This window comes from Bradyrhizobium sp. BR 1433 (assembly GCF_051547665.1).
GTDB lineage: Bacteria > Pseudomonadota > Alphaproteobacteria > Rhizobiales > Xanthobacteraceae > Bradyrhizobium > Bradyrhizobium australafricanum.
Map to the genome: position 1 here is coordinate 3,935,626 of NZ_JBPUGG010000001.1, position 13,274 is coordinate 3,948,899.

Annotated in this window: 10 protein-coding genes and 1 pseudogene; 1 reads left to right on the plus strand and 10 read right to left on the minus strand. The window is 65.0% G+C overall.

The genetic code is table 11. From position 1 onward, the window contains the following. Positions 1-267: 267 nt before the first annotated feature. The 10 genes from ACSKB9_RS19235 to ACSKB9_RS19280 form a co-directional block, all read right to left on the minus strand. Positions 268-1,581, minus strand: a complete 1,314-nt coding sequence (locus ACSKB9_RS19235; RefSeq protein ID WP_438074954.1) for an alpha-amylase family protein — start codon at positions 1,579-1,581, stop codon at positions 268-270. A gap of 19 nt (positions 1,582-1,600) precedes the next feature. Continuing rightward, positions 1,601-3,031, minus strand: coding sequence for an MFS transporter (locus tag ACSKB9_RS19240; protein WP_438074956.1), 1,431 nt, complete (start codon positions 3,029-3,031; stop codon positions 1,601-1,603). Between the two features lie 197 nt (positions 3,032-3,228). Continuing rightward, the gene (locus tag ACSKB9_RS19245) at positions 3,229-4,512 is read right to left on the minus strand and encodes a 3-hydroxyacyl-CoA dehydrogenase NAD-binding domain-containing protein (RefSeq protein ID WP_438074958.1); all 1,284 of its coding nucleotides are present in this window, start codon (positions 4,510-4,512) and stop codon (positions 3,229-3,231) included. Next, positions 4,509-5,726: an acetyl-CoA C-acyltransferase gene (locus ACSKB9_RS19250; protein WP_438074960.1), complete on the minus strand. Its 1,218-nt coding sequence runs from the start codon at positions 5,724-5,726 to the stop codon at positions 4,509-4,511. The genes ACSKB9_RS19245 and ACSKB9_RS19250 overlap by 4 nt, the downstream gene beginning before the upstream one ends. A gap of 67 nt (positions 5,727-5,793) precedes the next feature. Beyond that, positions 5,794-6,972, minus strand: a complete 1,179-nt coding sequence (locus tag ACSKB9_RS19255) for an acyl-CoA dehydrogenase family protein (protein ID WP_438074962.1) — start codon at positions 6,970-6,972, stop codon at positions 5,794-5,796. A gap of 11 nt (positions 6,973-6,983) precedes the next feature. Next, positions 6,984-8,093: an acyl-CoA dehydrogenase family protein gene (locus ACSKB9_RS19260; RefSeq protein WP_438074964.1), complete on the minus strand. Its 1,110-nt coding sequence runs from the start codon at positions 8,091-8,093 to the stop codon at positions 6,984-6,986. Next, the gene (locus ACSKB9_RS19265) at positions 8,090-9,547 is read right to left on the minus strand and encodes a CoA-binding protein (RefSeq protein ID WP_438074966.1); all 1,458 of its coding nucleotides are present in this window, start codon (positions 9,545-9,547) and stop codon (positions 8,090-8,092) included. The genes ACSKB9_RS19260 and ACSKB9_RS19265 overlap by 4 nt, the downstream gene beginning before the upstream one ends. 31 nt (positions 9,548-9,578) lie before the next feature. Further along, the gene (locus tag ACSKB9_RS19270) at positions 9,579-10,742 is read right to left on the minus strand and encodes an acyl-CoA dehydrogenase family protein (protein WP_438074968.1); all 1,164 of its coding nucleotides are present in this window, start codon (positions 10,740-10,742) and stop codon (positions 9,579-9,581) included. Next, positions 10,739-11,800, minus strand: a complete 1,062-nt coding sequence (locus tag ACSKB9_RS19275; RefSeq protein ID WP_438074970.1) for an acyl-CoA dehydrogenase family protein — start codon at positions 11,798-11,800, stop codon at positions 10,739-10,741. Before ACSKB9_RS19275 ends, ACSKB9_RS19270 begins: the two co-directional genes overlap by 4 nt. Before the next feature lie 142 nt (positions 11,801-11,942). Next, on the minus strand, positions 11,943-12,818 hold the full coding sequence (locus ACSKB9_RS19280; protein WP_438080297.1) for an IclR family transcriptional regulator: 876 nt from the start codon (positions 12,816-12,818) through the stop codon (positions 11,943-11,945). On the opposite strand from ACSKB9_RS19280, the pseudogene ACSKB9_RS19285 reads away from it, so the two are divergent. Beyond that, positions 12,799-13,084: pseudogene (locus ACSKB9_RS19285) on the plus strand (ArsB/NhaD family transporter); the annotation flags it as partial. The gene ACSKB9_RS19280 and the pseudogene ACSKB9_RS19285 sit on opposite strands and share 20 nt — an antisense overlap. Positions 13,085-13,274: the final 190 nt, after the last annotated feature.

The following is a 13,274-nucleotide window of genomic DNA, read 5'->3' on the forward strand; positions in this document are numbered from 1 at the left end:
CAACCATCTCAAATTGCTGTTTCAGGCGGTCGCCTAGGCACGGCCTGCACTCCTTGCGATCCATCAGCTACTGGTAGCTCCAGTTCTTCCCATGTGCAGCGGCGGAGCGAGTGTCAGTCACCCCCGCTGAACGCTAAGGCATTTTGACCGTTCCAGGCCAAAACCCGCCATTTGAGCTACTGTCGGAAAATGGAGTTTCGTCGCCTGAAGCGGTGAGCGGGCATAGCACAAGCTTGCACTTTGCGGAGTCTGCCCTGCAAACTGTCGCTAACCCAGGATGGCCCACCCATGCGGTGGCAGCGTAAGCTCGGTCCGCGCGCCTGCCCCGCGCACCGCAGCCAATCCTGCGAGCCTGTCGGCGGTGGAATCGATGGTACGTACGACCGTTGCGTCGGCCAGGTTCAGAGCAACCCATAGCTGATTGCCTTCATCGCTTGCTTCGAGGACCAGGTCCGTATTGCGAAGCTCGACCACACGGGTTCTTGCCCGATGGAGCCATGGATGCTTTCGCCGTAGTCCAATCAGCTCCTGATGCAGCCGGTATGTTGGCCAGCCGAATGGCGCCAGCTCGGCTGGCGCCGCCGGAAAGGCCGGGCGGATCGCGTCATCGCCTCCGGCGCGGCGCTCCTTGATCCCGCGGAACGCCTGTTCATCTCCGGCATAGATCGAGGGCGAGCCACCACAGGTCATGAGAATGACCAGCGCGTGCGGGATATACCGTTCGTCCAGCAGCTGGCTCGCGATCCGCGTGACGTCGTGATTGCCGATGAAAGTCTGCGGCACGAACCGGTCGATCAACGCATTATGCCGCGCGAGCGCCCATGCGAGCTCATGGAAGTTGCGATCGTTCAGAGCGCTCCAGATCGCCTTCCAAAGCTCGTACTGCGTGACCGCATCGACGCCGGTTTCGTCTACGAAGCCGGCATAGTCACCGTGGATCACCTCGCCGAAGATGTAGGCGTCGGGGTGCCGCGCGCGAACCGCAGGCAAGACGCGCTTCCAGAATTGCCGCGGGACAGCATAGGCCGCGTCGAGGCGCCAACCATCGGCACCGCGATCGAGCCAATGATTCATCACGCCGATGACATAGTCGACGACCGCGGGCTCATCATGGTTCAACGTCACTAGCTGGCGGTAACCTTCAAACGTCGCGCAATCAGGCTCCCTTCCGTCCGCCGGCCAGGTCAAGCGAAACCAGGAGGCTTCCGGCGATTGCGGACCGCCGGTGACGGCGCGCTGAAAGCGTGGAGATTTGCGGCCGACATGGTTGAACACGCCATCCAGGATGATGCGCAGGCCACGGCGGCGGGCTGCTGCGACGAACGCATCGAAGTCCGCCTCGTCCCCAAGCCGCTGGTCGATCAGGAAATGATCAATCGTGTCGTAGCCGTGGGTCGACGAAGCAAAGATCGGCCCCAGCAGAATACCGGACGCGCCGAGTTCGACCGAGTAATCGAGCCACCGGACAAGGTGGCCAAGGCGATGCACGATGCCGGTACACGCGCCGGCCTCCCGTTCGGCGCCGACGAAGCCGAGCGGATACACATGCCACCAGACGGCGTGCTCGATCCAGTTGCTCACGAGACCATCCAAGCCACATTCACTCCTCGAGGCGGTCGCCACCCTTGACGAAGATCATGCCGATCGCGCCGAGGGTCAACAACACGGCGATCGGAACGAGACCGACGGCCTGGGACTGAAAGCGCGCCGTCAGGATCCCAACCAGCACCGGGGCGATCCAGACTGTCGTGCTGGCGGTCAAGCCGAACAGCCCGAAATAGGAGCCGACACGCATTGGCGGCACGATCTGAATGATCATGGCGCGCCCCGACGCGATCGAGGCCACCGCGAACGCCGTCATCGATCCCGACAGCAGCATGAAGGCGACCTCGGGCAGGGTTCGAAAAACCGGGCCGCTCCACAGCGGCTGCGCGGCCGGATCATGGGGCCAGAAGAAGATCATCCGGTCGGGCGTCGTGCCGAGAACCATGACCAGCAACACGACCGTAATCGATATCTGGACGATGATGGCGCGGCGCGTGCCAAGTCGCGCGTTCAGATTTGCCGCCAGCAATCCGCCGAGAGCGGCGAATGCGATCTTGACGACGGCAAAACTCAGCAGTTTGAACCCGTGCCATCCCATCACGCCCGAGGCATAGATACCTTCGAAGATGATAAGGGTGTGAAAGCCGTCGGCATAGAAGGTCCGAGCGATCAGGAATTTCAACAGATCTGGCTGCTTTCGCAGACCGGCGATCAGGGCGAACACGTCCCTTGAGCCGAGGCGGACCGCCCTCAGGAAGGTCTCGCCCGATGCCGGCGCGTCGATGGTGAAGCGAAGCAACATGAGCAGGCCGGCGCATCCGAGCGCCGCGATCAGAGGCCCGATCAATCGCTCCATCTCATGGCTTGCCTGCGAGAAGCCCAACAGCGGCGCGTCGGGGATCGCGAACCAATGCAGCTGCCCGGGAAGCGCAAATCCCCACAACAGGAACGTCATGATGGCCACGGACACGAGATTTGCGACGCCGAGGCTGACACCTGAGTAGCGGCCAACCCGCGACATCCCGACCGCCGGTCCCAGCATCGCGTTATGCAGGATCTCGGAATAGACGAACAGCAGATTGAGTGCCATTACGATCACCAGCACGGCATCGACCGACAGTCCGCTGCGGTCCGGCTTCGCCCACCACAGGCTGACCAGCAGCGGCAGCGAGATCAGGATGCAGACGGTGATCCACGGCTTTCGCGGGCCCATCCGGTCGAGCGAGGCGCCGAGAAACGGTACCGTCACGGCTCCGACCAAACCTGCAACAAAGCCGTATCGAGCGAACAGCGTCTGCCCGAGCACGGGATCGCCGATCATGATCTTGCTGACATAGGGCGCAAAGATGTAGATCTTGAGCAGAACCAGATACGGGATCCGCGTCGCCTCGTAGCCGACCCAGGACCACGCGCTGAGCGACTGGGCGCGAGAACCAGAGTTCGCGGTCGTGACCGGTCGCGATACGGCGATAACGTCATCAGACATCCGGAGCGTTTCCCTGTGGCATGGCTGCTACGGCCACGCGGTTGTTACGACGGGCTCTTTGCGATCAGGCACCACAAACCAGGTGACCGACGCCGGCCATTGCATCGATCCTATCGTCACCGATCGCGAACCGCCTCATCTGCGCGGGACGTGCGTGCACTTCCATGGATATGGAAGTATCCCGCCCGCTGCGGCGATCAGTTCGCATGCCCGCCCGACGCGGCGATGCGTGCGAGCCGCGGCGACAGCGCGCCATCCGGGCCGAGCTTGTCGGCATGGAATTGAAGACGCGCGGCGATGCGGCCAAGCCCGACGCTCTCCGCCCAGAACATCGGGCCTCCCGTGTGCGCAGGCCAACCGTAGCCATTGAGCCAGACCACATCGATGTCAGACGCGCGCTGCGCGATACCCTCATCGAGGATCTTGATGCCCTCGTCGATCATCGGATAGAGCAGCCGCTCCAGGATCTCATCGTCCGTGACCTGACGCGAACGATAGCCGCGACTCCTTGCGAACTCGGCGATGAGTGCCTCGACTTCCGGCGACGGCGTCGGGACACGCTCGGCGTCGTAGTCGTAGTAGCCCTTCGAGGTCTTCTGACCGCGGCGGTCACGCTCACACAACAGATCGCGAATGCTCTCGCCCTTCGAGGTCTCACGCCGCCAGCCGAGATCAAGGCCCGCCAGATCGCTCATCTGGAACGGTCCCATTGGAAACCCGAACTTGACCAACACGCGATCGACATCCCGGGGTCTTGCCCCCTCGAGGATCAGCCTCTGCGCCTGCGCCTGTCGCCGGCCCAGCATGCGGTTGCCGATGAACCCCGGACAGACGCCCGAAACGACGGCGATCTTGCCGATCCGCCCCGCGAGGTCCATGGCGGTCGCAAGCTGCGACGGCCCGGTCTTCGCTCCGCGCACGATTTCGAGCAACCGCATGACGTTCGCCGGCGAGAAGAAGTGCAGGCCGATCACCGCCTCGGGCCGGCGCGTCTCCGCCGCAATCACGTCGATGTCGAGCCGGCTGGTGTTCGACGCCAGGATGGCGCCCGGCTTTGCGACGGCGTCGAGCTTGCGGAACACATCCTTCTTGACCGCCATGTTCTCGAACACGGCCTCGATGACGAGATCGCTGTCGGCAAGGTCGTCGATGACGAGGCCAGGCGTCAGCAATGCCAGCGCGCGCTCGACGTCTTCCGCGGCGAAGCGGCCCCGGCTTACGGCGCGCTCATAGCTTCGACGGATCGTGGCGATGCCCCGCTCCAGCGGGACCTGGTCACGCTCGACGAGCGTCACGGGAATGCCGATCGACAGGAAGGTCATGGCGATGCCGCCCCCCATCGTACCGGCGCCCAGGATGCCGACGCGTTCGATCGGGATCCGCGGCGTATCGGCACTCACGCCATCGATCCTCGCCGCATCGCGTTCGGCCGCGAGAATGTGCCGCTGCACCTCCGACAGGTCGGCCTCACGCCGGCTCATGCAGTCCCTCCATGAAACATCTCGAACAGGCCGGCGGCACCGATGCCGCCGGCGCAGCACATCGTCACCACGCCGTAGCGGGCCTTGCGGCGCCGCCCCTCGTGCATCAGATGCCCGACGCAGCGCGCGCCCGTCATGCCATAGGGATGACCGATCGCGATCGCGCCGCCCGAGACGTTGAGCCGCTCGTCCGGAATGCCGAGCCGGTCGCGGCAATACAGCAGCTGCGACGCGAACGCCTCATTCAGCTCCCAGAGGTCGATATCGTCGATCCGCAGTCCGTTGCGTTCCAGCAGCTTGGGTACCGCGAAGACCGGGCCGATGCCCATCTCCTCCGGCGCACAGCCGGCAACCGCCATGCCGCGATAGGCTCCGAGCGGCTCGAGACCACGCCGCTTCGCCTCCGCGGCTTCCATCAGGAGCACCGCCGCGGCGCCGTCAGACAGTTGCGATGCGTTTCCGGCGGTGACAAATCGTCCCTGCTTGACAAAGCGCCCGCCGGCGAACACCGGCTTGAGCTTCGCGAGATCCTCGAGGGTGGTTTGCGGACGATTGCCCTCGTCCCGCGTCAGCGCAACCTCCCTGCTGGTGGTTTCGCCGCTGGCGCGATCGGTGACCGTCATCTCGGTCTTGAGCGGCGCGATTTCCCGGTCGAAGCGGCCTTCAGCCTGCGCTATCGCCGTCCGCTGCTGCGATCGCAGGGCATAATCGTCCTGTGCCTCGCGACTGACGCCGTAACGCTCCGCGACGAGTTCGGCCGTCTCGATCATCGAGCTCGTGAGGCCCGTCGCATGGCGGAGGATCCAATCGTCCCACGCGCGGTAACGATTGACCTTGTCGTTTTGCACTAGGCTGATCGATTCCAGGCCGCCGCCGATCGCAACCGGTGCACCGTCATTGATGATGTATTTCGCGGCAGTCGCGATCGCCATCAGACCGGACGAGCATTTGCGATCGATCGACATTGCCGCGACGCTATCGGGAAGTCCGGCGCGCAGCGCGGCGTGACGGGCGACGTTGTTGCCGGAGGTCCCCTGCTGCTGGGCGGCGCCCATCACCACGTCGTCGACCTCGGCCGGATCGAGCCCGGCGCGCTCGACGACCGCGCGAATGACGTGGCCGCCCAGCGTCGGCGCCGTCGTGTTGTTGAACGCGCCTCGATAGGCCTTACCGATCGGCGTCCGCGCCGTCGAGACGATTACAGCTTCTCGCATCAAAATTTCTCCTGTACGGGACTTTCCCGCCGGTCAACCGCGCCGGGCTTTGGCCTGTGTGCTGCGTTCAACTGAGCTCGGCCGACGAATATCCGAGGATGGCGCGCGCGATGACGAGCCGCTGGATCTGGCCGGTGCCCTCATAGATGTCGGTGATGCGGCCATCGCGCAGGAATTGCTCGACCGGATGATCATGGCTGAGGCTCATTGCCCCCAGCAGTTCCATCGCGCGCTGCGGGCCGCTGCGGCAGAGCTCGCCGCCCTTCGCCTTTGCGACCGATGCCTCGAGATTGTTGGGTTCTCCGCGCGCCGCAAGCCAGGCTGCGCGCAGCACCGTCAGCGTCGCGGCCTCGATGTCGGCCTCGAGCTCCAGCAGCGTCTGCTCACTGGAGGACCGATCGTGCAGCGCCTTGTCCCAGTCGACCGCGATCCCCCCCTCGGCCAGGTGATCCCGCGCATACCGGAATGCGCCGAGCGCCTTTCCGATGCCGCCCGCGGCAACGGTCGGGCGCGTGATGTTGAACGTCTTGAGGACCCCTTTGTAGGAGGCCGAGCCCTCGTCCGCGCTTTGCGGCACGCTCTCGTCGCCACCGATCAGATGGTCGCGCGGGATGCGGCAGTCACGAAACGCGTAGGCCGCGGTATCGCTGCTGCGAATTCCGAGCTTCTTTTCCTTGCGGACCAACTCGAACCCAGGCGTGCCCTTCAGCACCAGGAACGATTTGATGCCGCCGCGACCGGCCGCCTTGCTGACGGTCGCCCAGACGATCGTGCCGTGGCAACGAACGCCGTTGGTGACGAAGATCTTGTCGCCGTTCAGCACCCATTCATCGCCGTCGAGCACGGCAGTCGTCTGGATCGCCTTGGTGTCCGATCCGGCGCCCGGCTCGGTGATCGACATCGCCAGCATCAGATGCCCCCACCGCTTCTGCTGCGCGGGCGTGCCGGCCGCGCCCAGCGCCGCATTCCCCAGCGCCGACGGTGCCTGGCGCAAGGGCACACCATTATGTGCCTCGCGCTCGATCTTGATCAGCATCTGCATGATCACGGATGGCGTGCCGCCGCTCGGTCGACGCCGCATCCGCTCGAGCAGCGAAGGGAACTCCGCGGCCTCGGCAAACGCCTTGGGCAGGATTTCGTCCTCATGCGCGTCGTAGTGGCGCGCGTATTTCTCGCTGGCCTTTGCCTCTTCGGCCACTCCGGAAAGAATTGCCCGATCGCCGTCAGAAAGCGTGAAATCCACCATGCTCTGCTCCTTCACGCCGCCGCGAGCGCGCTGTGGATGGTCAGCATCCGCGCATTGCGCAGCCACATCTCGAGCGGAAGGTCGCGGATATAGCCGTGGCCTCCGAATATCTGCAGCCCGTCATCGGCGATCTTGATCGCGCGGCGGTTGACGTAGTTCTGCGCAAGCACGGCCATTTTCGAAACATCAACTCCGCGATCGAACGCGGCAGCCGCCTTCCAGACCAGCCAGCGCATGGCATCGCACTCGATATGCATGTCGGCGAGCATGAAGGCGATCGACTGCTTCTTTCCGATCGGCTCACCGAATGCGACACGTTCCCTGGCGTACGGAATCGCGAAATCGGTGACCGCGCGCGCCAACCCCACGGCGAGCGCCGCTCCACCAATGCGCAAGCTGGCCAGCAGCGGGCGGATATCCGCGCCACCGCCCTCGCCGAGAACGGCGTCAGCCGGAAGCGACACGCTGGCAAGCTCGACCCGGGCAAACCGCATCGGCGTGAGCCCGATGGTGCCGCTCTCGCGGGAGATCGTGACGCCTTGGGCACGCGGCGGGACGATGAAGGCCTTGATTCCGTCAATCCCCGGCGCGTCGGATACCCGCGCGAGCACGAGCATGTCCTCGGCCTCCTCGCCCAGAGGGACCAGTCGCTTGACGCCGGTCATCCGCCAACCATCCTGACCAGGTTCAGCACGGGTGACGATCCGCGACGGATCGAAGGCAAGCGAGTCCTCGTGCAGCGCAAGCGTTGCCACGCGGCGAGAGCTCCCGCAGAATTTCGACAGGTCGCGCTTCTTCTGCGCTTCCGATCCGAGGTCGATCAGCGGATTGACAAACAGCGACGACGCAACGGCGGTGCCGCCGAGACCGGCGCATCCGGAGCCCATCGCTTCCAGCATCAACGCGCCGGTCAGGGCCGAGCGCGGCGCACCGCCGCCACCATCGGCCTCCGGAATCGCAAGTGAGGCCAGCCCCAGGGACCACGCTTCGTCGAGCACCTCGGCCGGCGCGGCGCATGCTTCGTCCGCTTGCCGTGCCCGCGGCGCCAGCTCCTTCCTCGCGAACGCGAGGAGCATGTCCCGAATCTGGCGTTGCTCGTCGCTGACGTCAAAGCTGATCATGATGCCATGGCTCCGCTGCCGAATGCGCGCGCATGGTCGTAGTGGGCGACTGTGCTCAGTGCGCGCATGGCGACGACGAGGTCCCGGGCCCGCTCGAACACGGGAAACCCCGCACTCGAGAGCGCTTCGCGTGCGGAGGAGGACAGCAGGGTGTAGCTGTAGATCAGGACGGGCTTTGATCTGCGCGCACGGAGCGCGCTGAGCGCCTTCACGTCCAGCGAGATGCTGCGCTCGTTCGACAGCGACAGCGCCAAGACAATGGAATCGACTTCCTCGCCGTCGAGCAGCAACTCGAGCGACTGAAGAACGCCACCCGTGAAGATGCCCTGCGCGGTAACGTCGATCGGGTTTGCCGCGGAGCCATAGGAAGGGAACGTCGGCCGAAGCCGCGCCTGCAGCTTCTGATCCAATAGGGGAACACTGAAACCGGCTTCCGTCAGGCATTCGCTCAGGACGGTTCCGGCGCCGCCCGCCGTCGTGATAATGCCGACGCGACCACCCGCAGCAACCGGGTTGGTCAAGCGCCCGAGCGCTGCCGCGACCGCATCATCCGGATCGGTGACGGCGATCACGCCGGTGGCCGCGAACATCGCGTCAAAATCTGCAGCTACGCCGGTATCGCTTGCCGTGTGCGCGACAGCCGCACGACGGCCGGCGTCGGATCGGCCGATCTTGATCACGATCACCGGCTTGCCCGCCGCACACGCCTTGCCCGCCGCGACAGCGAATCGCTCGAGGTCGCGAACCTCCTCAAGGTAAGCAATGATGGCCGCACAGTCGGGATCGCCGGCAAAATGCGCGATGAAGTCGGCCGCGGTGAGGTCGCACTCATTACCCGTCGTGACGACATGGCCGATCTCCAGGCCGGCGGCGCGCCCGCGACTAAGCAGCGAGAAGCCGAGACCTCCGCTCTGCGCCACGATCCCCACGCGACCGGCAGCCGCGTTTTGCGTCCGGCCCGAGAGCGACGGCTCCGCTGCCATACTGAACGTCGCCGCGACGCGACCGCGGACATTGTAAAATCCCTCGCAGTTCGGGCCGCAGATACGGATCCCGGTGCGTCGCGCAATTTCCGACAACCGCAACTGACGTTCGGCCTTCGCAACGCTCTCTTCGGCAAATCCCGAGGAAATGACGATCGCCGAACGAACGCCGGCCGCAGCGCATTGCTCAACGATGTCGCAGACCATTTCCGCCGGAAGGGCGATGATGGCGAGATCGATCGGAAACTCGACGGCGGCAATGGCGGGATAGCAGCGCAAGCCGTTGACCTCGCGGTAGCTCGGATTGACCGGTGCAATCCGCCCGGTGAAGCCGGCGCGGCGCAGCACCCGCAGCAACATGCCGCGGATCGAGCGCTGTTCGGCGGGCGCGGCGCCGATGACGGCGATCGAGCGAGGTGCAAGAAAGGCGGCGATCGACGCCGCGTCCGATGGGCGGAGGATTTTGTTCAAGGAACCATCCATGCAAATGTTTCGGATCGCGTCAGCGCGGCGGTCCGACGAGATTTCTCGCCATGATGATGCGCTGGATCTGCCCGGTGCCCTCGACGATGTTCAGCGCCTTGGCATCGCGAAACAGCTTCTCGACGAGGTGATGACCCGCCCCCGCCTCGAGCCCGACGATCTCCATGCCCGCACTGGCGAGATCCTGTGCGGTCTCGGCGGCAAACACCTTGGCCATCGAGGCGTCCACGATGTTGGGAATCCGGTTGTCGGCCTTCCAGGCCGCGCGTAGCGTCATGAGCCAGGCCGCGCGAAGCTGCCGGTACATCACCTCCAGGCGGTCGCGCACCCGTATCGACCTGAACGCGCCCGACTGCTTCGCGAAATTCAACGACTCGTCATAGGCGGAGCGCGCCAGGCCGACGGCGCTTGCCGCGACGCCAACGCGTGTCGTGTTGAGCGTCTCCATCGTGGCGCCGTAGGCGCTCGACTTCGACGTCCGTTCGGGCCGCTCACCGCCTAGGATGTTGTCGTGCGGGATCTCGCAGTCCTCGAGGATGAACGAGACCGACTCATAAGCCCGGAGTCCCATCTTCTGCTCGATCCTGATCCCGGTCATGCCGCGGTTGCCACGCTCGACGAAGAACGACCGCTGCCCGGCCCGGCCCTTGTCGGGATCGAGATTGGCCTGCACGAGCACCCAGTCGGCGCGAGCGGCATTGCCGATGAAGCACTTGGCGCCATTGAGCAGATAGCCGCGATCGGTTCGCGTCGCGCGGGTGCGGAACGCCGCCGTGTCCGAGCCTCCGCTCGGTTCCGTCAGCGCGAAGCTGCCCCAGCGCGGAATGTCAGTTCCGCGGAACGGCCCAAGGAAGCGCTCGCGCTGCTCCGGCGTGCCGGCGGCGGTGACGATCGGCGCCGGCAGTCCCGGTCCTGGCGCAGCGACGCCCATGCCGCGATCCCAATAGGCACTCTCCTCATTGATTGCGACCGTTCGGACCGCGGGACCTTCAGGCACCGCGCCGTCGTTGGCCGGCGCGGGATGCCTCCTCCGGAAATCGACATACCCGGCGAAATAGGGATGACCGGGCGGCAACGGCGCACCGTTGCGATCGGCCTCGAGTCCGGCCCGCCTTACCTCTCGCTGCCCCCACTCCCGGACCTGTTCGATATACGCATTGAGCGCGGCGCTGAAATTGTTCACGCGGCGATCCTCTCCGAGATTGTAGCCGCAAGCGCCGCGCCGGCCTGCTCGCGCGCGGCATCGCATCCGCCCGCCAGCAGGCCGAGCGCGCGGCAGTCCCGCATCGCCTTCTCGACCGGGAAATCACGCATGAAGCCGTGGCCGCCGAGGATCTGAACACCATTCGGACCGACGAAGCGGCTCGCCTCAATCGCATCGACGAAAGCTGCCGCCGCCGCACCGACGGCGCGGCCTTCGCCGGCATCGATCGCCATAGCCGCATCTTCGATCAGAAGACCCAACCGCTCGACGGCGACGTACATATCGACGATCAGGAATGCGAGCGCCTGATGATGGGCAATCGGCTTGCCGAACGCGACGCGGTCGAGCGCGTAGCTGCGCGAACACCCAGCCGCATCGGAGAGGACACCCCAGATCAGCGACGCGTAATAGACCCTGATCCTGGCCAGCGCCCGCGCCGCACGCACCGGATCGTGCCACGCAAGAATAGGCGTGCCGGCAAACTTGACGCCGCTTGCGCCCGCGGCGTGCAGGGCCGCGCCACCGACGGGCTCAAATGCAAAACCTTCCTTCAACACCCATGCGCCCTGCGGACCAAGACCCACAAGCACATCCGCTCCTGCGGCAGGTATCCAGGCCACCTCGCCTGCAACGCGCGCAGCGACAACATCCCCGGCACCGGGATCCATCACCAGGGCGAAGCGGAGATCGGACTGCCCGAGGTTCAGCTGAAGCGACTTCAGCGCGTCAACCCCGCCGAAGGCCTCGATCACGTAGATCGCCGGCGCCAGCCGGTCCAGCGCAAGCGCGGCGCCGGCGTCGGCTTCGGCGAGCAAACGGTTGGTCCTGGCACGAGGCAGCAGACCGAGGCCGGCACCGCCGGCTTCCTCGGCGACATCCAGCGCCTCGAAGCCCAGCGCGGCGAAGCGCTGCCGCACACTTTCGCGGACGGTGCGCGCGCTTTCGAACTCGCGAAGATGGGGACGCAGTTCGTCAGCCGCGAAGCGCCCGATCGTCTCGGCGATGATCTCGTCGCCTTCTCCTCGCGCAAAGTCCACGCCTATCCTCCCGTGCCGAGTGTGCCGGGCAATCTGCAAGCCGGCTCGTCATTCGCCGGCAAGTTAGATCGGGGAGGTCGCGCCTCGCAATCCGTTACAGAAATATGTCTTACACTTCCATATCCATGGAAATGAGGGAGGATCAGCTTTTGGCATTCCTCGGCAGGAACCGACGGATCGCCCCCTGCAGCACCGCGACGTTCTGATCGAGACGCCGCTCGAGGCGGTACACCGGCCCGCCAAGCGCTATGACGAAGCTGCGGGTGAACGGCGCTTGCGGCAGTGGCATCGCGATCACACCGATGCCTTCACTGTAGATGCCGCGGGAGAAGAAGTAGCCCTGCTTGCGGATGCGCTCGATGTTCGCCATCACGTCCTTCAGCGCCACGCGGTGGCTGCGCGTCGGCTCCGCATGATTGCTGCGGTAGACCAGCGTGTCGATCTCCTCATCCGACTTGCTGCTGAGCAATGTCAGACCGACCCCGCAACGTGCCAGCGGGCGCAGCGATCCCGGTTCGGCCGAATAGGCAAGCGCCTGGTTTGAGCGCAGCACATGGACATATTGGGCGCTGATGTCGCTCTGAGTCCCCACGATCACCGTCTCGCGGGTGCGGTCGCGCAATTCCTCCATCAGCGGCAGCATCCTGATTTCGCCGAACAGCTGCTCCGACACCCATCGCCCCAATACCGCGATCCGCATCGTCGGCAGATAGGTCTGCGTCTTGCGGTCGTACTCCAGATAGCCCAGCGTCACGAGACTCTTCAGCATTGCCGCGCCGCTCGAGACGGGGTAGCGGAGTTCGTCGCAGATCGCTTTGAGGCCGAGCGGGCGGCGCGCCCGATCGAAGAATTCCATGATCTCGAACACGCGCCGTGCCGACTTGATCGCGGCATCCGCCATCGGAGCTCTCCGGATATAGATTCGCGTATGTGGAAATACATTCCATATACGTATTTGCAATCCGGCACCACACGCTTGCCGCGGCACGGCCCAATATGCGATCGCCTCGGACCTCATCAACAACCTGCCGATGGGACTGATCGCGGCGACCACGACGCAAGCCGCGCAGGTGTCGCATCACGTCACCGGCGCCGTCCTTGATCGGCGTCGATCTCGGACCCAACCTGTCGGTGACCGGCTCGCTCGCGACGATCTTGTGGCTGATCGCACTACGGCGCGAGGGCGAGCATGTCGGTGCGCTTCGCTTTCTGCGACTCGGCGTCCTGGTGATGCCGCCAGCATTGGTGCTGTCGCTACTTGCACTCTCTCTGATTGCGCCGTGAAGGCAGCGGGCTGCCGTGCGGCAGGCGCGCTAAAGGCGCGCGCTTGATACATCCATGCAGGATCAACGGAAGCAGTTGCCGTGCGCTTGCCCCTGACGTTCTCGAACCCCTCTTCCTCACACGAAGGCAACTGGCTGCGGGTGATTTGAACCTACGAACCAAGCCATTGATTTGGTTGGGGCCACGGTTC